The sequence below is a fragment of the Vibrio sp. E14 genome (genome assembly GCF_020515785.1).
GTDB lineage: Bacteria > Pseudomonadota > Gammaproteobacteria > Enterobacterales > Vibrionaceae > Vibrio > Vibrio diabolicus.
Genome location: NZ_JAHPJI010000003.1, coordinates 490,427 through 511,866 on the forward strand (window position 1 = coordinate 490,427; position 21,440 = coordinate 511,866).

At 45.9% G+C, this 21,440-nt stretch carries 15 protein-coding genes and 1 pseudogene; 10 read left to right on the forward strand and 6 right to left on the reverse strand.

The features are described 5' to 3' along the window. Nucleotides 1–170: 170 nt before the first annotated feature. Entirely contained in the window at nucleotides 171–1,097 is a 927-nt protein-coding gene (locus LIX84_RS11650) for a LysR substrate-binding domain-containing protein (RefSeq protein WP_005392445.1), read from the forward strand. A gap of 95 nt (nucleotides 1,098–1,192) precedes the next feature. Here the strand turns inward: LIX84_RS11650 and LIX84_RS11655 are convergent. Next, nucleotides 1,193–2,935: pseudogene (locus LIX84_RS11655) on the reverse strand (BCCT family transporter). A gap of 313 nt (nucleotides 2,936–3,248) precedes the next feature. Between LIX84_RS11655 and LIX84_RS11660 the strand changes: the two are divergent. From LIX84_RS11660 to LIX84_RS11690, 6 genes are all read left to right on the forward strand, one after another. Continuing rightward, nucleotides 3,249–4,436, forward strand: a complete 1,188-nt coding sequence (locus LIX84_RS11660; protein WP_226421365.1) for an aromatic ring-hydroxylating oxygenase subunit alpha — start codon at nucleotides 3,249–3,251, stop codon at nucleotides 4,434–4,436. Nucleotide 4,437: 1 nt separating this feature from the next. Continuing rightward, a complete protein-coding gene (locus LIX84_RS11665; RefSeq protein WP_226421366.1) occupies nucleotides 4,438–5,874 on the forward strand; it encodes an aldehyde dehydrogenase family protein in 1,437 nt (478 codons plus the stop codon). Nucleotides 5,875–6,016: 142 nt separating this feature from the next. Then, nucleotides 6,017–7,450: an FAD-dependent oxidoreductase gene (locus tag LIX84_RS11675; protein WP_443083700.1), complete on the forward strand. Its 1,434-nt coding sequence runs from the start codon at nucleotides 6,017–6,019 to the stop codon at nucleotides 7,448–7,450. Nucleotides 7,451–7,462: 12 nt separating this feature from the next. After that, nucleotides 7,463–8,779 (forward strand): NAD(P)/FAD-dependent oxidoreductase, encoded by a 1,317-nt coding sequence (locus LIX84_RS11680; protein WP_226421367.1) that lies wholly within the window; start codon nucleotides 7,463–7,465, stop codon nucleotides 8,777–8,779. Beyond that, the gene (locus LIX84_RS11685) at nucleotides 8,776–9,126 is read left to right on the forward strand and encodes an ethanolamine utilization protein EutQ (protein WP_025768531.1); all 351 of its coding nucleotides are present in this window, start codon (nucleotides 8,776–8,778) and stop codon (nucleotides 9,124–9,126) included. Before LIX84_RS11680 ends, LIX84_RS11685 begins: the two co-directional genes overlap by 4 nt. 401 nt (nucleotides 9,127–9,527) lie before the next feature. Then, the gene (locus LIX84_RS11690; RefSeq protein ID WP_226421368.1) at nucleotides 9,528–11,573 is read left to right on the forward strand and encodes an EAL domain-containing protein; all 2,046 of its coding nucleotides are present in this window, start codon (nucleotides 9,528–9,530) and stop codon (nucleotides 11,571–11,573) included. Between the two features lie 67 nt (nucleotides 11,574–11,640). Here LIX84_RS11690 and azu read toward each other — a convergent pair whose 3' ends face one another. The 3 genes from azu to norR form a co-directional block, all read right to left on the reverse strand. Continuing rightward, nucleotides 11,641–12,093, reverse strand: coding sequence for an azurin (azu, locus tag LIX84_RS11695; protein WP_005392455.1), 453 nt, complete (start codon nucleotides 12,091–12,093; stop codon nucleotides 11,641–11,643). A gap of 362 nt (nucleotides 12,094–12,455) precedes the next feature. Continuing rightward, nucleotides 12,456–13,106 carry an HAD family hydrolase gene (locus LIX84_RS11700; RefSeq protein ID WP_226421369.1) on the reverse strand — a complete coding sequence of 217 codons (651 nt, stop codon included), beginning with the start codon at nucleotides 13,104–13,106 and terminating at the stop codon, nucleotides 12,456–12,458. 88 nt (nucleotides 13,107–13,194) lie between these two features. After that, on the reverse strand, nucleotides 13,195–14,727 hold the full coding sequence (norR, locus tag LIX84_RS11705; protein ID WP_226421370.1) for a nitric oxide reductase transcriptional regulator NorR: 1,533 nt from the start codon (nucleotides 14,725–14,727) through the stop codon (nucleotides 13,195–13,197). Nucleotides 14,728–14,917: 190 nt separating this feature from the next. On the opposite strand from norR, the gene norV reads away from it, so the two are divergent. From norV to LIX84_RS11720, 3 genes are read left to right on the forward strand one after another with little or no spacing between them, the layout of a single operon-like run. Next, a complete protein-coding gene (gene norV, locus LIX84_RS11710) occupies nucleotides 14,918–16,420 on the forward strand; it encodes an anaerobic nitric oxide reductase flavorubredoxin (RefSeq protein WP_226421371.1) in 1,503 nt (500 codons plus the stop codon). A gap of 9 nt (nucleotides 16,421–16,429) precedes the next feature. After that, the gene (norW, locus tag LIX84_RS11715; RefSeq protein WP_226421372.1) at nucleotides 16,430–17,578 is read left to right on the forward strand and encodes an NADH:flavorubredoxin reductase NorW; all 1,149 of its coding nucleotides are present in this window, start codon (nucleotides 16,430–16,432) and stop codon (nucleotides 17,576–17,578) included. 44 nt (nucleotides 17,579–17,622) lie between these two features. After that, the gene (locus LIX84_RS11720; RefSeq protein WP_006742231.1) at nucleotides 17,623–17,961 is read left to right on the forward strand and encodes a DUF1971 domain-containing protein; all 339 of its coding nucleotides are present in this window, start codon (nucleotides 17,623–17,625) and stop codon (nucleotides 17,959–17,961) included. Nucleotides 17,962–18,090: 129 nt separating this feature from the next. Here the strand turns inward: LIX84_RS11720 and manA are convergent, their stop codons facing one another. Next, a complete protein-coding gene (manA, locus tag LIX84_RS11725; RefSeq protein WP_226421373.1) occupies nucleotides 18,091–19,323 on the reverse strand; it encodes a mannose-6-phosphate isomerase, class I in 1,233 nt (410 codons plus the stop codon). 77 nt (nucleotides 19,324–19,400) lie between these two features. Continuing rightward, on the reverse strand, nucleotides 19,401–21,308 hold the full coding sequence (locus LIX84_RS11730) for a PTS fructose transporter subunit IIABC (protein ID WP_226421374.1): 1,908 nt from the start codon (nucleotides 21,306–21,308) through the stop codon (nucleotides 19,401–19,403). Nucleotides 21,309–21,440: the final 132 nt, after the last annotated feature.

Sequence of the window (21,440 nt, forward strand, 5' to 3'; positions counted from 1 at the left end):
CCACGAAACTGTATACGGTTGCCTCTCTCACAACAATTTATGATTCATCTCTATTTTTTATCATTTATAAATTGTCGTTTTTGAGGTGTTGTCCAGAATGGCATTATCCACGTGCAACATAAGATTGCCGGGAATAAAAATAATTACAATACTGCCTTACTGGAAGATACATGAAAATCAAACCCCTCCCACCTTTAAATAGCCTCGTTGCGTTTGAAGCATCGGCGCGGCACTTGAGTTTTACGTTAGCCGCTGACGAGCTAAACGTGACCCAAGGTGCTATCAGTCGCCAAATTAGACAATTAGAAGAATACTTAGGCAAGGCTATGTTCACGCGAGCCAATCGAAGCATTAACTTAACGCCTACAGGTCTTCAATATTATCAAGCTGTCAGCCAATCTTTGCTCGATATTGCTCAAATCACGGGTGAAGTGAAGAAATGGCAGGGCGAACAAAAGATCACGGTTGCGACGACAAATGCAATGGCAGCCTTGTGGTTGTTGCCTAAGGTTGCTCAATTTCAAAATGAACATGATGACATCGATATAAGGATATTGGCCTCAGATAATGTGTTGGACTTACGCCGATTAGATTGCGATATCGCCTTGTTTTATTGTCGCACTCCACCTGCGGAAATGGATGTGACAACGCTATTTTCAGAAGAAGTATTCCCTGTGTGTAGCCCGCTTTATTTAGAGAAAATCGGCCAGCCTAGTGAGCCAGAAGAAATCTTCAATAAAACGTTACTCTATCTGGAAGAGTCTCAAAGAGACTGGGTGAATTGGGAGCAGTGGTTTGCGAGTGTAGGGTTGCCAAATATTTCGCCTCGTAATCGCATGAACATCAATAACTATCCAATGCTGTTACAAGCGGCAATTAATGGTCAGGGCATCGCGTTAGCCTGGGGCTCATTAGTGGACGACTATTTACAAAGCGGTGCTTTGGTTAGGCCAGTCGAACACGTTCTTTCAACACCTTCCAATTTTTCTATGCTTGAACCTAAAAATAGAGGTTTAATCCCAGCAAGCGTCAAACGTTTTAGAGAATGGCTTTTGCATCAGTTGCCAGATGAAGTGGGTGACCGAGGCCTAGCCTAAATCAATAAGCAGAGAAAAGAACAGAGTTTGGTCATGTTAAAAAAGCGGGAATATCAGTTCCCGCTTTGTTTGAATTGATTGGATGAAATGACGCACTAAGTGAGTGCTGGTCCTTGATTGAGTGTCGAATCATCTTTCAGCGAGGATGTTGAAGTAATAGGTTCAGAAGCTACCGTTTTGCTTTCAACAAGCGGTTCAACAGGACCATCAAGTTTCTCTTGCTCTGGGTGAACATGCTCAGGAAGCATTGCCCATGGCTTAGGTTCGCGTCGAATACTATGGAACAGCGTTAAGCTCATCACCGCGATAAAAATCGCGATAGGGAAACCGGCAATAATGGAGGCCGTTTGCATTGCTTTTAACCCTCCTGCATATAGAAGCACTCCCGCAATGGCGGCGATCATGATCCCCCACAATACGCGTATAGACGTGGGAGGTTCACTGTGTCCAGCGGCATCGAGGGTACATAGAACTAGGGTACCCGAGTCCGCGGAGGTAATGAAATAAGTACCGAGTAATAAACACGCAAGTACGCTAAGTAGTTTACCAAACATACCTGTATCTAGGTTGTCGAATAGCGTAAACAAAGCGCGTGTCGTATCAGCTTTGGTCGCTTCAAGAATCGGGCCTCCAGAAAAATCTGCAGGTGGTGTTTGTTTGGCTTCTTGTGCCGCAGTGACTTACTCTTGATGAGCAACACGAGCGTCTTGCTCTACCTTTAACGCTGCGCCACCAAATACTGAAATCCATAAAAACGTGATCAGCGTAGGAACTATGAGAGCACCTCCGATAAGCTCACGTATTGTGCGCCCTTTAGAGATACGAGCTACAAACATGCCAACGAAAGGTGCCCAAGTCATCCACCAAGGCCAGTAATAAGCCGTCCACCAGTTTTGCCAGCCAGAGTCATTCTGTGCATCGCTCCATAAGCTCATACCGACAATGTTTTGTGCATAAAGCCCCGTGCTTTCAAGTAGCGTATTTAAGATATAGCGAGTTGGGCCAATATAAAGTACGACCAGCACGAGTGCGAGTGAAAGCAGCATGTTCCATTCTGATAAACGGCGAATACCTTTCCCTACACCAGATAGCACCGACGCAACCGCACAAGTACAAAGGGAAACGATAATAAAGAGTTGAATCCCCAAACTAATGTCTAGACCAAAGGCTTGATTCAAACCAGAGTTTATTTGGATAACTCCCATCCCCAAGGTTTGAGAGATACCGAAAGCAGTCACCGCGACTGTTAGGATATCAACCGTGTGCCCGATAGGCCCATAAATACGATCGCCAATCAAAGGGTACAAGATAGAGCGTAGAGTAAAAGGCAGATCTTTACGGTAGGAAAAGTAGGCTAATGCGAGTGCAACAATAATAAAGACAGACCAAGGATGTAGACCCCAGTGAAAGAATGTCAGTTTCATTGATGTTGTTGCGGCTTCATTGGTCAGGCCTTGAGTAAATGGGTTGTCAGCGTAATGCCACATCGGTTCGGCGACCGACCAGAAAATTAAGCCTATCCCCATGCCTCCGGAAAAAAGCATGGATACCCAAGACAAATAACTAAACTCTGGTTTTTCGTCATCTTTACTCAAACGAATATGTCCATATCGACTAACCATAAGGTAAAGAAGAAAACCGACAACGAGTGAAACAAGTCCGATGTAAAACCACTTCATATTCTGCAGCAAAATGCCGGAAATCGTTTCGAAGTATTGGCCCGCTTGGTTGGCGAGAATGGCGCAGAAAAGTACAAAACCGATAACGACGATCTTTGATGCGATTGTCACAGTCGGATTGAGTCCTTTCAATATCCCAGATGTTGCTCTCATAGGCATCCCTCACAGTGCGTTTGTTTTAGCGTTATTGTTTGTTGCGTTATTGTTAATTTTTGAAAGAGAGTAGAGAGAGGGCTTTTGTGTTTCAACTGATTAATACTCATCGGTTAATGAGTATTAATCATGACAAGAAGAACCTTGTTAATTAAAAGGTTATTTTGTTGTTTGAGATCAATGCATGAATGACAAAAACTCATCCAAACCCGGCGAAAAAGTCGTTTGTTTGTTGCTGGGTTGTTAATCAAAATCATCTCCACTAACACAACACGATGTTGTACGCACTGGATGCAACTCGACTCTCGGAGATAAGAATATGAGCAATGTCAACCAAACCATTATTCCTGTTGAACTTGTTGATAATGTACTGAATCCAATCAGTGAAGCAACAGGTATGCCGAATCAGGCCTACACCAGCGAAGAGTATTTTACTTTTGAGCGTGATCAGGTGTTTGGTAACACTTGGGTATGCATTGGTTTTGCATCAGACCTGCTTAAAAATGGTTATGTGATGCCACTTGATTTCATGAACCTTCCACTACTCATGATGAGAAATCGTCAAGGTGAAGTCCAAGTCTTCCACAACGTATGTAGCCACCGAGGTATGAAGCTGGTGCATGAAGCGGGCGAAGTTCAAGGCATGATTCGCTGTCCTTACCATTCATGGACGTACGATCTTGACGGCAATCTAAAAGGCACACCACACATCGGTGGTATCGCAAAACACAAAGATGATCGATTTAAGTGTGAAAAACACGGCCTTAAGCCACTTCGTTCAGCCGTTTGGATGGACATGGTATTCGTTAACTTATCGGGCAATGCAGAAAGCTTTGAAGAGCATATCGCGCCGCTAGAGCAACGTTGGCAGCAGTTCTTAGGTGGAGATGGGTTAGGTCTTCTTCGCCGAGTGAACATGGGTGGCAACTTAGAGATCGAAGTGAAAAGTAACTGGAAGCTTGCCGTAGAAAACTACTGTGAGGCTTACCACTTACCTTGGGTGCATCCGAGTTTGAACAGTTATTCTCGCCTAGAGGATCACTACAACATCATGTTTGCAGAGCGCTTTGCTGGTCAAGGTAGTCTCGCGTACAACCTTTCTGATACAGCAGGAACACACTTACCTAAGTTTCCAAGCTGGCCAGAAGATAAACTGCGTCATGCAGAATACGTTGCACTCTTTCCAAACGTGTTGCTTGGTATTCAAGCCGATCATGCCTTTGCAATGATGATTGAACCAATCACTGCGAATAAGAGTGTTGAGCACCTACGCGTTTTCTATGTGGGTGATGAAGCAACAAAAGATGAGTTTGCTGCGTGTCGTACTGCTACCGTTGAGTCGTGGCGAGTCGTGTTCGGCGAAGATATTGGAGCGGTCGAAGGTATGCAGGAAGGTCGTTACTCACCTGGCTTTAGTGGTGGCGTGTTCTCACCAGAAATGGATGTTCCGACGCATTTCTTCCAAACCTGGTTGGCAAAGCAAGTGAAAGCGGCACTGGAGCAGTAAGATGATGCATTACCTTAATTATATTGATGGTGAGTGGTGCGATTCAGAGCAAGCGCTGACCGTCATGAATCCTGGCACAGCCGAAGCGTATGCGACGATTGCAGAAGCCACTATCACCGATGCCGATCGCGCAATGGCAGCGGCACGCCGAGTGGTCAATCAAGGCCTTCTTTCGGACGTTCGTCCCGCCGTCAGAACCGAGTGGATGTTAAAAGCCGCCGCAGCTATTCGTGAAATGGTTGATGAAGGTGGGTTAGTTGCCTGTCGTGAAAATGGGAAATCTTTGCAAGATGCCAAAGATGAGTTTTTAGAGTCGGCACGTTACTTCGAATACTACGCTGGCATGGCCGACAAGCTGGAAGGCACGTCAATTCCGTTGGGTAAAGGCTATGTCGATTTCACCCAATATGTGCCGTTTGGTGTGTCAGTGCAGATTGTGCCGTGGAATTTCCCAGTTTCTATTTGTGCACGCTCATTGGCACCAGCATTAGCTGCTGGTAATGCAGTGGTTATCAAATCGCCAGAGATTTCTCCACTTGCCATGACACTGTTGATTAAAGCGATTGAAAAAGCGGGCTTCCCGAAAGGCACGATTAACCTGCTATGTGGCAAAGGTTCTGTGGTTGGCAGTCATTTGGTGCAGCATCAAGACGTTGATCAAATTGTCTTTACGGGTTCTGTGCCGACCGGCCAACGCATACTGAAAGATTCAGCGCAACGCGCCACACCATCTGTGATGGAGCTGGGTGGTAAATCGGCCGCTATTGCACTGAAAGATGTGAGTCTTGAAACGCTTTTACAAAGCGTTCAAGTCGGTATTTTCTTTAACGCGGGTCAAGTGTGTTCGGCAATGTCTCGTTTGCTAATTCAAAAAGAGCGTTATGAAGAAGTAAAAGCGGCGGTAGTGAAAATGGCGCAAGGCCTAACCATTGGTCAAGGTGAAAGCCAGCCAGACATCACACCGTTGGTATCCGCTGATCAACAAGCGCGCGTGCTTGAAATGATAGAGCAAGCAAAAGCCGACGGCGCGAACATTCTGACGGGTGGCTACGCACCTGATCTATCGGGCTACTTTGTCGCTCCAACAGTGATTGAAGCCACGCCAGATATGCGCATTGCACAAGAAGAAGTGTTTGGTCCTGTGTTGGTGATTACACCGTTTGAAACTGAGCAAGAAGCAATCGAAATCGCGAATGGCACCGATTTTGGCCTGGTCGCTGGTGTCTTTGGTGAAAGCCTAAACCAAACATTGCGTGTGGCGCAGCAACTGCGTGGTGGGCAAGTGTTCATCAATGAATGGTTTGCTGGTGGTATCGAAACACCATTTGGTGGCGTGGGCTTGTCCGGTTTTGGGCGAGAAAAAGGACAAGAAGCGATTTATAGCTATGTCCAGACACGCAATATTGCCATTCGTTTGCAGCAAGACAGCAACGTATAGCTACCGTGTAACTTGATTTTCATCACCTCGCACCGGCTTGGATTTCAGACCACAAGCTAGGGCGAGGTTGATGGAATCGCTACAAATCTGACAGTGGTTTGTAAACACGGAAATTCTGAACAAGGTAGTTGGAGTAAAAGTGATGAGAAAGTGGCTCTGTATTATTTGCGGCTTAATCTATGATGAAGCACAAGGTTGGCCATCCGATGGCATTGCACCAGGAACAGCATGGGAAGATGTGCCGGATGATTGGTTATGCCCCGACTGTTTAGTGGGTAAGGCCGATTTTGAAATGATCGAAATCACCGACGATGAGCCAGTAGAAGAGGTCGCGGCAGTGTCTTCGGTGTCGGTAGGATCGTCTGTTCAGCCAAATGCGGCTCAGCCACTTCCATCTGAAGTCACTCAGCCTATATTTTCAGCTGACCCTATTGTTATCATCGGTAGTGGCCACAGTGGTTACCAGTTGGCAGCGGCACTTAGAGCGCAATCTGAAACGGTTCCGATCACTGTCTTTACCGCTGATGATGGCGCACTGTACAGCAAGCCTGCATTGTCTAATGCACTGGTCATGAACAAAGACGGCGACGCGCTACAAAGTGAAAGCGCGTTGGAGTGGGAAAGCCGTCTCAATATCCGCGTTTACCCGCATACCCGCGTTGAAAAGATCGATCGTGCCAATTCAACGCTACACACCTCTATCGGTAAATACGCCTACAGTCGCTTGGTACTGGCAACAGGTGCATCACCGATTGAAACCCCAATTGAGGGTGATCGCTCTTGTGTTATGAGTGTGAACGACTTAGTTGATTACCGCCGTTTCAGAACCCAGCTACAGAACGAAAAGCGCATCGCGATCCTCGGCGATGGCTTAATTGGCTGTGAGTTCGCGAATGACCTGATCGAAAGCGGTTATGAAGTAACAGTTATCGGGTTAGGTCAATGGCCAATGGAGCGTTTGATCCCGCAACAGTTGGGTGAATCATTACAAAGTGCACTTGCAGATCGAGGCGTGCAATGGGCTCTACAAGACAGTATCGCCAGAATCGAGCCAAGGTCCGAATCAAGCGCGGTTTTGCATCTAAACAGTGGCAAGCAGATTGAAGCAGACCTAGTGCTAAGCGCGGTTGGGCTCAAGCCAAATGTATCGCTGGCTGAGCAAGCAGGGCTCGAAGTGGGCCGCGGCATTAAAGTGAATCAATTCGGCCAGACGAGTGATGAGAGTATTTACTCGCTAGGCGACTGTGTTGAAACCGAGCAAGGTTGGCAGCCGTATATTGCGCCGATTAATCAAATGATTCCTTCCGTAGCGAAAAGCTTGCTAGGCGATGTCGCGTCAATCTCGTTGACGCCAACTCCTGTGATTGTAAAAACGCCGATTCTTCCACTCACTATTTTCCCGGTTGCCCCGAACGAACTGGGACAATGGTACATCGAGAGTCAGGCAGATGAATTGACCGCTGCGTTTTATTCTCCTGAGGGAACGATGCTTGGCTTTGCGTTGCTAGGAAGAAAAGTACAGTCATTACGAGGTCCTTGGCTAGATCAATTGTCATTGAAACTGTCAGCAGCGTAACGGAGAAAGAAGATGATTCATTTACCCAATGATGATGCAACATGTGGTTGGTACCATGCGTTGCCAAGTATTGCAGAAAAACCAGCGTTAAAAGGTAAACAAACTGCTGACTATGCCGTGCTAGGTGCCGGTTTCGCTGGACTAGCTATGGCAAGACGTTTAGCTGAGCTTCAGCCTAACGCACGAATTATACTGATTGATGCGCAACGTATCGGCCAAGGGGCGTCAGGGAGAAATTCGGGCTTTGTGATCGATTTGCCTCATAAGTTTTCACTTGAGCATCCCGATTCTGAGCACAAACAAAAGTTATTATCGCTCAACCGTTCTGCGATTGCTCAGCTAGACACTTTAGTGTCGAAGCACAGTATTTCTTGTCATTGGTCAGCAAAGGGCAAATATCAAGGAGCCGTAGGGGCGCGCGGTGAAGCGTATCTCGATCACTTTGAGCACCTAATGAAAGACCTTGGCGAACCATACTTCCATGTTAATGGCAGTGAGCTGGCGAAAGTCTTAGGGACAAATTACTACAGCCGCGCAATTTACACGCCAGGTGGTTATTTAATGCAACCTGCTGCTCTGGTGCGTGGGCTAGGGGAAAGCCTTCCAGAGAATGTCGAGGTGTTAGAAAACTCGCCAATCCGCAAACTCAGTAAAGAAAACGGTTACTGGGTATTACATGGAGATAGTGGTTCTGTTGAAACCACTGAACTGTTACTTGGCACCAGCATTTTTACTCGTGAGTTTGGTTACCTTAAAAACAGATTACTGCCAGTGATGACGTTTGCAAGCTGGACGCGTCCATTGACCGACGCAGAAATGCAACGATACGGAGGTGAGCTGAATTGGGGTTTAACTCCAGCAGATCATGCGGGAACGACGTTACGTATGACCGCCGATCGACGTATTTTGATCCGAAATACTTACAAACACGTGCCGAAATATGGCTCAAGCATGAACGATAAAGTCAGAGAGCAAATCCGAGACGATCATCGTCAAGTCTTTTTGGCGCGTTACCCCGAGCTGGCCGACGTACCATTTACTCACACATGGGGTGGGGTATATGCCATTTCTCGTAACTTTACTAACTTTTTTGGTCAATTAGATGAAGGTGTTTATGCCAGCGCTTGTGACAATGGTGTTGGTGCTGCGTGGGGAACCATTTCTGGAACGCTGTTAGCTGACTATGTTGTTGGTGCGACATCTAAATCATTGGATGACATACAGCAAGTGACAGGAATGCCTTGTTTGAATCCGCCAGAGCCTTTTTTAGGCATGGGAGTAAAAACGCGTATCCAATTAGCAAAATGGCAAAGCCGGAGTGAATTATGAAGCAAGTCAAACTCGTTGATAGTAAAAACCTAGATTTTAATGTTCGTGGTGATACGCCGGGAATGGCGTACGTAGCCCGAGCGTTAAGCCCGGAAATTTCACCAAACATTGGCGTAGGCTTTGCTAAATGGGAAGGCGCTCAAGTGGCTTGGACGGTGCTTTATGATGAGGTTATTTTTGTGATTGAAGGCTGTTTCGAGCTGACCGCAAACGGTGAGACACATTTTGTGCACCCAGGTCAGATGCTGTGGATCCCGGAAGGAACCGAGCTGGTTTATGGTGGGCATGCCCTGTTCGGCTACGTGGTTCATCCAGGAAACTGGAAAGAGCTACACGGGATTGAATGATTTTTTTACAGACGAGACAACGACTTGAAGTTCTACTCGTGCTAAATCAAAAATCGTTCACAGTGTATGTGAGCCAAATCAACTCGCCCGTTAAGGGCGTGTCACCGAAGCCTCCTTCTTGAAGTCATTTGGGTATATACATCAGTTTTAACGATAGCCATATCGAGATGCTTGGTATGGCTTTTATCGTTAAGGATAATAATCTCATTGGATCAAGGGGTATATAATCGTTAAATTGCACTTGCGACATCTTTGCGCTGTGACTGGCAATTCAAACTATTGTTTTAGCCAATAGAAACACTAAAAATTATCCACCAAATAATACGTTACTGAGTCTGGCCGTTGCATTTACGGCTGCCTATTTCGCAGCCGATGATTATTACTTAATATAAGAACTCACCATGCACACTCGTCGTGAACGCGTATTTGACCCCTTTCATCGTCTAACGGTATTTACAGATAAATGGCGACTTGGATCTAAATCTTATCTTACTGATCTCGCATCTATTGCCTTATTGCTGTTACCGCTGACGCTATCTAACGCACTTGCCATCTTTTTGGGTCACGCTTCTAGAATCCTAGGGATGTCAGAGGTTTCTCAGTTATTGTTCCATCTTTCTGATATTTTAATCAACTTATATCCCACAGCGTTTTGCATTGTGGCTGGTTACTATTTATCGCATAAAGTGAATGTGTCGAGCGCGATTATCATCATTTATTCGTTGGTCATGTTCTATTTAATTTCAATAGAGAATGACAGCCTTTCTAGTAATTACATGTTGCCGAATAACCCGTTATTAGCACTCTTTAGTGCAACAGTGTCATACGTTTATTGTAAAAGTTTCCGAATTGAGCTGCTTGATCCTCAAGCAATGGACTTCTCTTCCCGTCTTTTTAAAGATGTCTTACATTTTTTCGTATTCGTTTTATTTGCGGTTTGCTTATCTCATGTCACCGCAGCGGTGATGGATGCTTTTACTACAACAGTGGCAGGACTTAACTTTGATCCGCTGACGTTCACAGGAGGATTATTTTATCAATCCATCTTGAGCTTATTGGGAGCGGCGGGCATTAATGGTCACAACATGTTGTTTGCCATCAAGCAGCAAATATACGCTGCGACCGAAGCCAACATGGCTGCTTGGCAAACAGGCGAAGCGTCGCTTAACGTCATTAGCCAAGGTTTTTACGACGCATTTTTATCCATGGGCGGGTCAGGGAATAGCATCAGTTTACTCCTGTGTCTGTTATTGTTCGCTAAAGAGCGCAATCATATTTTACTGGCGTTAGCGGCAGCACCATTGGTGATGTTCAACATCAATGAAGTGCTGCTATTTGGGTTGCCTATCATCTTTAATCCTATTCTGGTCGTCCCATTTGTATTAGTGCCGCTGGTAAGCTTTATCATCACCTATTGCGCGATTGCCTCCGGCTTAATTGCGCCTGTTGAAAATATTGTGAACTGGATGACACCGCCTCTTTTGAGTGGTTATGTTGCAATGGGACATCATGCACAGGGGGCGATACTTCAACTGGTGGTGATTGCGATTGGTGTACTAATTTATCGACCTTTTTATCTAGCCTATGCAGGCAAATATGTGGGGCAGCTTGGTGTAAGCAATACTTACAATGGTTTAGAACAATCCCTATTTAAATCACTACTCAGTAGTGTGAAAGATGCGAACACATCGAGTATCAGCAAGTCATCCGCGCAGAAACGTTTAACTTCCATTCTTCGTGAAGGCGAGTTGGTGATGTTTTATCAAAAGCAGCACTCAACAAAGGATGCGGAACAGTATTCTTACGAAGCGCTTATTCGATATAAAGATGAAGATGGAAACTTACTTTCACCAACGTTTATTGAAGATTTTCATCGGTTAGATGCCATGCCACTGCTCGATAAACTAGTACTCGAAAAGGTGTTGTCGGATATGAAGGAAATGGGATTATCTGAGCAGCGAAGAGTGGCCATTAATGTTTCTGTTGCTACCATTCAACAAGTGGATTTTGTTCAGCATTTACAAGGCAGGTTGGTCTATTTTGGAATCCCGGCTGAATGGCTTGAAATTGAAATTACTGAAGAAGCCGTATTAGACAATGAAGTTTCTTTAACTAGCACCATGAAAGCTCTACAGAGTATGGGAGTTCGTATCACAATGGATGATTTTGGTACGGGCTACGCATCGTTTCCTCATTTGTTCAAGTATCCATTTAACAAGATTAAGCTAGACAGATCGCTGCTATTGGACGCTAACGATCATCGTGGACGGCAGCTGTATCGATTGGTTGCTAAGTTAGGACATATTGCAAATTGCGAGGTCGTAGCGGAAGGGGTGGAAACGCAGTCTGACTATGACTTTGTGCGCTCAAGTGGGGTTGATAAAGTTCAAGGGTTTTACTTAGCAAGACCTGTACCTTTGGATGAGATTATCCATCGACGTGCTTAACTAACGTGCAATAAAAAGGGAAGCGATGGCTTCCCTATAGTGAGTCTTGTTTTGACTTAGTTAGCTCTTATTTGAACTCAAATTTACCCTGCATGATCGCCCAGTGACCAGGGAACGAGCAGAAGAATGAGTAGTCGCCGCCAGCTTTCATTTTTTCAGTGCTGAAAGTAATGCTGGTGCTTTCACCGCCGCCAATCACTTTTGTGTGAGCGTATACACGGTCGTCATTTGGCTTCACGTAATTGTTTTCTGCACCTGCTGCCATGCCGTCCGTACCTACTGCTTGTAGATTAGCGGTATCTGCGATAACGACGTTGTGACCCATTGATTGTGCAGGCATTTTACCTGTGTGGTTTAGCGTCAGTTTTACTTCTTTACAAGTCGCTGGAACGCTCAGTGTTTTAGTAGAAAACTGCATCATATCGTTAGCATCTAGGGACACTTCACACTCGGCACTGGCTTGGGCACCAAAGCTCATTCCTACTAATGCGAAGGTTGCTGCTAATAAACGTAAAGACATATAACACTCTCCATTTTATATTTTGGGCTGACTTGGATTAATCTCATCCAATAGTTCTCATTATCAGCCAATTTTCACTCGAAAAACGTGCTTCAAGCGGTATATTGACGTTTTGTTGCAAACTTGTACTGGTTAGTTCCACTATTTGATCACTCATAGGCCCTATTTCATGCGATGGCGTGAGGTAAATCAAAAAAGAAAGGAATACGCCCCGTACAGAGATAAGGTCTATCTTATTAAGCCTTTGGAGCAGTATCTTGGCGTTTATTAGAAGTAGATTAGAGAAGGTGAGAGGAGAGGCTCAAGCATAAAAAAGCTCAGCCAAATTGCTGAGCTTTAACAGTTAGAGCGGCAGTTTACGTTTAGCGATTTTGCTTCAACACATCTAACGCTTCATGTAATGACGGCACGATGGAATGACCAAATTGTTTTACCTCTTCGCAAGGTTCAACTAAATCCGGAATCTGATAAGTAACCATATTCGCTGCCACGGCTGCGCGAACACCGTTATTGGAATCTTCAAAGGCCAAACATTGGCTTGGTTCTACATCCAGACGATTCGCTGCCAGCAAATAGATTTCTGGATCGGGTTTACCGTGGTTTACCTCGCAGCCTGTGGTGAGGTTGTCGAAGTACTTACTCAAACCCGCTAATTCCAGTTTGATTTTCGCCACCTCTTTTGCCGTAGAAGTCGCTACTGCGATTGGTAAGCCTTGTGCTTTCAGCCATTCTAGCAGCTCAACAACACCATTTTTCACTGGGATGGCTTGGTGTTTGACGACAGCATTGTAACGAGTACGCCATTCATGATGCAGGCGGTCTAGGTTCTCACCGTAGGCTTTGCGGAAAATTGCTTCAATACCTGCCGCATTGCGACCAATGATCGACAGGTAAACATCTTCATAAAACGGAAGGTTTTGGACTTCACATGCTTCTTGGAAAATACGCATACAGACGCGCTCAGTATCAAGGAGCAAACCATCCATATCAAAAATAGCAGCTTGGTAGTTCATTACATTACAGACTTTTCGATTGTGATGGTGCATTTTGACATAAGCGAGATAGATTTTCTTGCGGAATTCAAACCGTCCGTATCCTTTTTTACTTTATACCTAACCGTTTGGCTAAGCGGTGTAAATTACCATTATCGAGTTCTAACTGACGTGCTGTTGCAGCCCAGTTTCCTTGATTCTGCTCTAGTGCTTTTATAATCATGGCTTTTTGGAAGGTGTCAGTGGCTTGCTTTAAACCAGCGTCTGACAGTTCAAATGAAGAGCTAGGTATACCTGACTCTTCAGTGGTGGGCTGATTGTTCGACGCTTTGATATCGAAATCTTGTTCCACCAATTCGATATCCAGCGATTGAGTTCTAGCTTTGGCAAGCACGCCCGCTCGTTTGATGACGTGTTCCAGTTCACGCACGTTGCCCGGCCAAGAGTAATCTTTAAGTGCTTGAACTAGAGTGGAAGAGAGTCGAACACTGTTCAGCCCCAACTTGCTGCGTAGTTGCTCTGCAAAGAAACCAGCCAGTAGCACGACATCGTCTTCACGTTCACGAAGTGGGGGAACATGAAGAGGGAATACACTCAAACGGTGGTACAAATCTGCTCTGAAACGGCCAGCTTTTACTTCTTCATGCAGAACACGGTTCGTTGCCGCCACAATGCGTGTGTTGACTCGAATATGTCGGTCATCCCCAACACGCTGGATATCGCCATATTGCAATGCGCGAAGTAGCTTGGCTTGCAACTCCAGAGAAAGTTCGCCAACTTCATCCAAGAATAGTGTGCCACCGTCGGCTTGCTCGAACTTACCTTTCCGATTACTGATAGCACCAGTAAAAGCACCTTTGATATGACCAAAAAGTTCACTCTCTGCGACAGATTCAGGTAACGCGGCACAGTTTAAGTACACCAAGGTATTATTGGCTCGGTGAGAGCGATGATGAATTGCGTTTGCGACGAGCTCTTTACCAACCCCTGTTTCACCCATTATCAACACTGATAGCTCGGTATCTGCCACCGCATCGATTTGCTCTTGAAGTGCTTTCATCCCAGCAGATTTGCCAATGATTTCGTTGCTTAGCGTACGTTTCTCAGTGTAAGACCCACGTGGCAAGCTTGCTTGTGTTTCTAACTGCTCCAGTAGTAGAGCTGTGTGCAAGCCCCCCGCGGCTAACGCACTTACAAAGCGTAGTTCTTGATTGAGTAAACCATCGAACTGATTCGGGTCGAAGGCATCAATAGTGATCGCGCCAATCAATTGATCGTCGATCAGCAAAGGGAGACCAATACATGAATGGACGTGCAGCTTGTCGTCGTGGTTCGGAATTAACCCGTCATAGGGATCTGGTAAGTCGCTATTCGATGGAAACCGTACGATATCGCCAGCGCGTGCAATGGCTTCCAATCTCGGGTGTTGGTTTATAGAAAAACGGCGTCCCAATACTTCCTTTGCTAAGCCATTGATAGCCAGCGGCTTAAAGTGCTGATCTTCATACAAAAGAAGAGCAGAAGCATCACATTTTAATATCTCGCGAATCGTTGTTAATAAGGTATCAAATCGAGCTTGCCGAGTGAGCGCTGAATTTAGGTCTTGCGTGATGTGTAGCCATTGCGCGATTAAAGAAGTCATAGCCAATACCAATTGTGTCAATATGACTATTGTAGTGTCTTAATGACAATTTTTAACTGTGTCTTAATGACAGTTGTTAAAGTTGTGTTTTAATTAAATTATTGAAATATATAGCAATTAAAAGTTGGCATGCCCAGTGCAATACAAGAAGAAATTATTTTTGTTTATCCCGTCATTCAAGGTAGTAATTATGACAATTCACGTAAAAAACAATATCCACTGGGTAGGTCAACGCGATTGGGAAGTTCAAGACTTCCACGGTACAGAATACAAAATGACAAAAGGTACCAGCTACAACAGTTATCTAATTCGTGAAGAAAAAACGGTGCTGATCGATACGGTCGAGCATCGATTCAGCCAGCAATTTATCCAGAACCTAGAAATGGAAATCGATCTTAAGACGATCGATTTTATCGTCGTGAACCATGCAGAAGAAGATCACTCAGGCGCATTGTCTGCATTGATGGAGAAGATTCCGAACACGCCAATTTACTGTACAGAAGCGGCGATTGATTCGATTGTGGGTCATCACCATCATCCCGAATGGAACTTTAAAACGGTAAAAACGGGTGACAGCATCGATATTGGTAACGGTAAACAATTGGTATTTGTAGAAGCGCCGATGTTGCACTGGCCAGACAGTATGATGACATACCTAACGGGCGATGCGGTGCTATTCAGTAATGACGCATTTGGTCAGCACTACTGCGATGAGCGTTTGTTCAACGATGAGGTGGACCAAAATGAGTTGATGGAACAGTGTCTGCGTTACTACTCAAACATCCTAACGCCATTCAGCAGCTTGGTAACCGCTAAAATCAAAGAAGTGTTGAGCTTTAATTTGCCTGTCGACATGATTGCAACTTCACACGGTATTGTATGGCGCGATAACCCAGTTCAAATCATCGAGCAATATTTGGAATGGGCGGATAACTACCAAGAAGATCGTATTACCATCTTCTACGATTCTATGTCGAACAATACCCGAATGATGGCGGACGCGATTGCACAGGGCATCCACGATGTTGACCCGGGTGTCGCAGTTAAAGTCTTCAATGTGTCTAAGCACGATAAGAATGAAATTCTCGCCAATGTGTTCCGCTCTAAAGGCATCTTGGTTGGTTCGTCTACCATGAATAACGTCATGATGCCGAAGATCGCAGGCATGCTAGAAGAAATTACCGGTCTGCGCTTTAAAGCGAAAAAAGCCGCTGCATTCGGTAGCTACGGTTGGAATGGTGGTGCGGTAGACCGTATCCACGCACGGTTGACCGATGCGGGTTTTGAAACGGCAGTCAGCTTGAAAACCAAATGGCGACCAGATGGTAAAGCGATGCGTGAGTGTCGTGAACATGGCAAGAGCATCGCGAAATTGTGGGCGAAACATCCACTAACAAGTCCTGCTGCGTCTCCGATGATGGCTGCGTCTGAACCGCAAGTTCAATCACAGCCCGTTGTACAAGTAGAAACGCAAGCCGTGGTCGAAAGGGAGCTTATTAATCCAAGCTCAGAAGCACATCCATCAGATTGCCAGTGCATGATTTGCACCGTTTGTAACTGGGTGTATGACCCTGCTCAGGGTGAGCCTAATCAAGGAATTGAAGCGGGTACCACGTGGTCAGACGTTCCGGACTACTTCCTCTGCCCTGAATGTCACTTGGGTAAAGATGTATTTGTTGAGTTCAAGGGGTGAGGAGCTGTGATGCAAGCACCAATAGTAATCATAGGCAGTGGCTTTGCTGCCTATCAACTGGTTAAAACTGTGCGTCGAATGGATGCACAGGTGTCAATTCAAGTATTCACCGCTGATGACGGTGCGGAGTATAACAAGCCTGATTTGAGCCATGTGTTCAGTAGAAAACAGACCGCGAGGGATCTGGTGGTAAAAACGGGAGAAGCGTTTGCCCAAGAGCACCATATCGAGTTATTAACCCACACTAAAATTGAGAGTGTGGATACGCAAGCCCAACAAGTGGTAGCAGATGGACAAGTTTATGCGTACTCCAAACTGATTTTTGCAACGGGCGCGAAAGCCTTTGTTCCTCCAATGCGAGGTGATGCTTCTGGCGATGTCCTAACGCTCAATTCGTTACAAGAGTATCAGCTCGCAGAAGAGCGAATCAGTCAAGCAAAGCGCGTAATGGTTATCGGTGGTGGTTTGATTGGCGTTGAGATTGCAATGGATATTGCGAGCAGCGGCAAAGCCGTTACGGTGGTTGAATCAAACCAACGCTTGCTTGCCAATCTTATTCCTGAGTTTGTGGCGTTGCCTCTGGAAAGCCAACTTAAGCAGCAAGGCATTCAACTGGCGTTGGGAAATGGGGTTGTTGAGGTGAATCGTACCGCCGATTCGTTGGTAGCGACTTTGAACAGCGGTGAAGTGATCGATACTGATGTAGTGATTTCTGCCGCTGGCTTACGTTCAAACACTCAATTAGCGAATGCTTGTGGATTAGAGGTTGGGAAAGGCATTGCTGTTGACGCTAAGCTGCAGACTTCTGCGAACAATGTATTCGCTCTGGGCGATTGCGCCGAGATACAAGGGCGTATGCTTCCATACCTTCAGCCAATCGTGTTGAGCGCTAATGTTTTAGGTAAGCAGTTGCTTGGGCAGGAAGCGCAATTGAAGTTGCCGCCAATGATGGTAAAAGTCAAAACGCCGAGTTACCCAATTCAGCTTGCCGGGGACTTCAGTGCTGTCGCGAATTGGAATGTGCAGATTTCTCAATCTGGCATCGTAGCAAAAGCTGAAAATGAACAAAGCATATTGACAGGGTTTGTTGTGACGGGTGAGCAAGTGGCTCAGGCTTTTCTGTTACTGCGTGAACTGTCTCAAGTCGCGCAATCGTAACTCGCTTCAAGCAGCACAATTTTATATTCAAAGAGGGTATAACCATGTCACATCTTCGTATTCCGAAAGACTGGACGGTTCAACGTTCGACGCCATTTTTTACCAAAGGCAGTGTGCCTCCAGCTCTTCTAACTCATCACAACACAGCCGAAGGCGTGTTTGGGCAGTTATGCGTAATGGAGGGGCAAGTCACCTACTATGGTTTTGCTGATGAATTCGCGACAGAGCCTGAAATGGTCGTCGTGATCAACGCAGGTCAGTTCGCGACAAGCCCGCCACAGTATTGGCATCGTATTGAAATGAGCGATGATGCACAGTTCAATATTAACTTTTGGTCGAATAAAGATAAAAGTGGACAAGCGATGTTCCACGCTAAGCAGTAAACCTTTCTAGACAATTTGATTATTGCGTGAATTTATCGGGAAAAGCGCATATTAAGTAAAAGAGCAGAGACGTTTCTCTGCTCTTTTTTGCTTATTGGCAGTAACGACATGCAAACTTAATCAGCGATATTAACTGTAAGCCCGCGCCACACGACCTTCGCAATTCAAACTGTATTGTTTGGCGTAAGCAGGGATGAAAACAGATTGGCCTTTATCTACTACACACGTTTCACCATTTACGTGTGTAATCGCGAGCGGGGAATCTAGCGGCAACAGGATTTCTGCGGTTCTTACATCAAGCGTTCGTTGGTTGGCTTGTTTTACAATCGCGAATTTGAAATCGTCGACGGGAATTGGGTATTCCAACATGTCGTCGTTTTCGATTGGCGCAAGCAGTAGGGTGTCGAATGGCTTTTCTTCGAAGCGTGTGCATGCAACGAGTTCTTTTACGTCCATATACTTCGGCGTTAAACCGGCACGTAGCACGTTGTCTGAGTTCGCCATGATCTCAAGCCCCGTACCTTTCAAGTACGCGTGTGGCGTTTCTGCATTCAAGAACATCGCTTCGCCTGGTTTCAGCGTGATGACGTTGAGTAGCAAGGGCGCAAACAAACCAATGTCGCCCGGGTATTGCGCTTCTAACTCCAAGACCAGGTTGAACAGAGGTAAGTCGGTGATGCGAGCTTGTGCCAATAGCACCGTCAACGCCATCTCTTTCTGTTCGCCTTCCAGTGACAATAGACCGGAGAAGAAGCTCGCCAAGCCTTTGGAAGTTTGATTGTCGATAAGGTCATCCACCAAGCTTTGCAGCTCAGGAATCGCCAGCTCAGAGAAGAAGCTGATGATTTCACTGGTTGGGCGGAAGCCATTCATCGCTTGGTATTCGGTTAGCGCGTAAACCAATTCTGGTTTGTGGTTTGGATCTTTGTAGTTACGGTTTGCAGCGGTTAGGGGAATGCCTTGTTTTTCTTCCAGTGCAAAACCCAGTTCTGCTTGTTGCTTGTTTGGGTGCACCTGAATCGACAGCGCTTTCTCGGCGGCAAGCACTTTAAACAGGTATGGAAGTTCACCAAAACGGTTTGCGACTTCTTCACTCAGAAAAGCATTCATGTCTTGAGCAATCAGTGAAGAGAGTTTGGTCTCCTCGTCGTTTACCATCACCACTGAGCAACCGTTTGGATGCGCGCCCATCCATACTTCGGCTTGTGGTTCGCCCGTTGGGTTTTCAATGCCAAACAGTTGGTTAACAGAAGTAGTACTTCCCCAAGCGTAGTTTTGAATCACGTTGTTCATCAGGAAAAACATCGGATGCTTAGCTTGAGTTTGAATCGTTTGTGTATCGGACATCGTTAAATCAGACATAGAGTGTCACCATGAGAGAAAATCATGGCTTGGGCGACATTGCCCAAGCCATAGGAGCCATTTGGGGGTAGGGGAGATTAAGCGGCTGCTTGCATCATTTTTGCTTTACGAACTTTCTTCAGAGTTACACACGTTACTGCGGTAACTACTGCGCCAGCTGCCATACAAATCAGAGCAAGTACAGGGTGGTTCATCGCGCCAAGTAGAGCGACAACTGGACCGCCGTGAGCAACACTGTTGGTAATGCCGAATGAGAATGCCATTACTGCTGCTACCATTGAGCCAAGTACGTTTGCTGGAATCACTGACATTGGATCTTGCGCTGCGAATGGAATCGCACCTTCAGAGATACCAACCAGACCCATTGCACCTGCTGCTTTACCCGCTTCGGTTTCTGATTCTTCGAACAGGTCGAACTTACGACCAAGCGCCGTTGCCAGTGCCATGCCTAAAGGTGCAACAGGGATTGCACACGCCATCGCACCCATAAATTGAGTTTGACCGCTCGCAATCATGCCCACAGAGAATAGGAATGCGACCTTGTTGAATGGACCACCCATATCGAAGCCAGCCATACCACCAAGTACGATACCCAATAGAACGACGTTACCTGTACTCATGCTCGTTAGTAGCGCAGTCAGACCGTCCATTAGGCTTGCGATTGGCGCGCCGATAACGAAGATGAAAAGACCTGCGATGAACAACGAACCTGTGATTGGCGCAATCATGATTGGCACCAAAGGTTGAATAAACTTGTGGTAGTTAATCGACGTAATCCACTTCACGAAGTAACCCACAAGCAGACCGGCGATGATGGCACCGATAAAGCCTGTACCTGCGTCTGCGCCGTAGAAAGAACCGTTGTTTGCTATCCAACCACCGATCAAGCCAGGAGTTAGAGCAGGGCGGTCAGCAATCGCGTAAGCAATGTAACCGGCAAGGATTGGGATCATCAGCGTAAAGGCAACCACACCGACGTTCAGGATTTGGTTCCACATGCTGCCTTCAGGAATCGCCATGCCCGCTTCACTTGGCTGACCGCCTACAGCAAGAGCAAGGGCAATCAACAGACCACCGGTTACTACGAAGGGGATCATGTGTGATACGCCGTTCATCAAGTAGCGATATAAGTCAGAACGAGCTTGAGAAGCTTTGTCGGCAACCGATGCTTGCGTATTGCCATTGGATTCAGCTTGGTAGGTCGGTGCGTTTAACGCTTCATTAATCAGTCCTTGAGCATCGCGGATTGGGGCTTTTACGTTGGTTTTAACCACACGTTTTCCCGCGAAGCGGTTCATGTCAACTTGCTTGTCACATGCCACGATGATGGCATCTGCACGCTCGATTTCTTCTGCGGTTGGGCTGTTTTTCACACCGATTGAACCGTTCGTTTCAACCTTGATTTCGTAACCCATTGCCGCTGCACCTTTCTCTAGCGCTTCTGCTGCTAGGTAGGTGTGAGCAACGCCCGCAGGACAACCGGTAACACCAATGATGAAACCTTGGTTTGCTGGAGCATCTGTCACTGGTTGCGGTTCTTCTTTAGCAAGAAGGAGTGCCAGTGCGTCTTGGCTGTTTGTTGCGCCTAAGAACGCATCGATGAAACCATCTTCAATCAGTTTTGAAGACAGCTCTGCAAGTACTTCGATATGGTGGTTATCGCTACCGTCTGGAGAAGCGATCATGAAGAACAGTTTTGAAGGTAAACCGTCTTCTGCGCCGTATTCGATACCTGATTTGCTTACGCCGATCACAACCGCCGGTTCAATCACAGCGGCGCTTTTCGCGTGTGGAATTGCCACGCCATCTTCAAATCCAGTATTTCCTAATTCTTCACGTGCTTTTATATCTGCAAGAAATTGTGTTTGGTCAGAAATACGACCTTGGGCATGAAGAACGGCAACTAGTTCTTTAAATACGTCTTCTTTTGAAAACGCTTTAAGATCAAGCTTAATTAAGTCTTCATTTATTAGTTTGGTGATCATTGTCGAACCCCTATAAATATAATTTTTATTTCAGGGGTATTTTTAAATTACTGATAAAAAGACTGTAGTGAAGAAAAAATGCATTTACTGGAGGATTGTAACCGACTAACTATAGTGTGATTTAGATCGTTC

Bases quoted from the DNA above. Each gene is read 5' to 3' on its own strand.
- LIX84_RS11650 (WP_005392445.1), top strand. From the start codon at position 171: ATGAAAATCAAACCCCTCCCACCTTTAAATAGCCTCGTTGCGTTTGAA.
- LIX84_RS11660 (WP_226421365.1), top strand. From the start codon at position 3,249: ATGAGCAATGTCAACCAAACCATTATTCCTGTTGAACTTGTTGATAAT.
- LIX84_RS11665 (WP_226421366.1), top strand. From the start codon at position 4,438: ATGATGCATTACCTTAATTATATTGATGGTGAGTGGTGCGATTCAGAG.
- LIX84_RS11675 (WP_443083700.1), top strand. From the start codon at position 6,017: ATGAGAAAGTGGCTCTGTATTATTTGCGGCTTAATCTATGATGAAGCA.
- LIX84_RS11680 (WP_226421367.1), top strand. From the start codon at position 7,463: ATGATTCATTTACCCAATGATGATGCAACATGTGGTTGGTACCATGCG.
- LIX84_RS11685 (WP_025768531.1), top strand. From the start codon at position 8,776: ATGAAGCAAGTCAAACTCGTTGATAGTAAAAACCTAGATTTTAATGTT.
- LIX84_RS11690 (WP_226421368.1), top strand. From the start codon at position 9,528: ATGCACACTCGTCGTGAACGCGTATTTGACCCCTTTCATCGTCTAACG.
- azu (WP_005392455.1), bottom strand. From the start codon at position 12,093: ATGTCTTTACGTTTATTAGCAGCAACCTTCGCATTAGTAGGAATGAGC.
- LIX84_RS11700 (WP_226421369.1), bottom strand. From the start codon at position 13,106: ATGAACTACCAAGCTGCTATTTTTGATATGGATGGTTTGCTCCTTGAT.
- norR (WP_226421370.1), bottom strand. From the start codon at position 14,727: ATGACTTCTTTAATCGCGCAATGGCTACACATCACGCAAGACCTAAAT.
- norV (WP_226421371.1), top strand. From the start codon at position 14,918: ATGACAATTCACGTAAAAAACAATATCCACTGGGTAGGTCAACGCGAT.
- norW (WP_226421372.1), top strand. From the start codon at position 16,430: ATGCAAGCACCAATAGTAATCATAGGCAGTGGCTTTGCTGCCTATCAA.
- LIX84_RS11720 (WP_006742231.1), top strand. From the start codon at position 17,623: ATGTCACATCTTCGTATTCCGAAAGACTGGACGGTTCAACGTTCGACG.
- manA (WP_226421373.1), bottom strand. From the start codon at position 19,323: ATGTCTGATTTAACGATGTCCGATACACAAACGATTCAAACTCAAGCT.
- LIX84_RS11730 (WP_226421374.1), bottom strand. From the start codon at position 21,308: ATGATCACCAAACTAATAAATGAAGACTTAATTAAGCTTGATCTTAAA.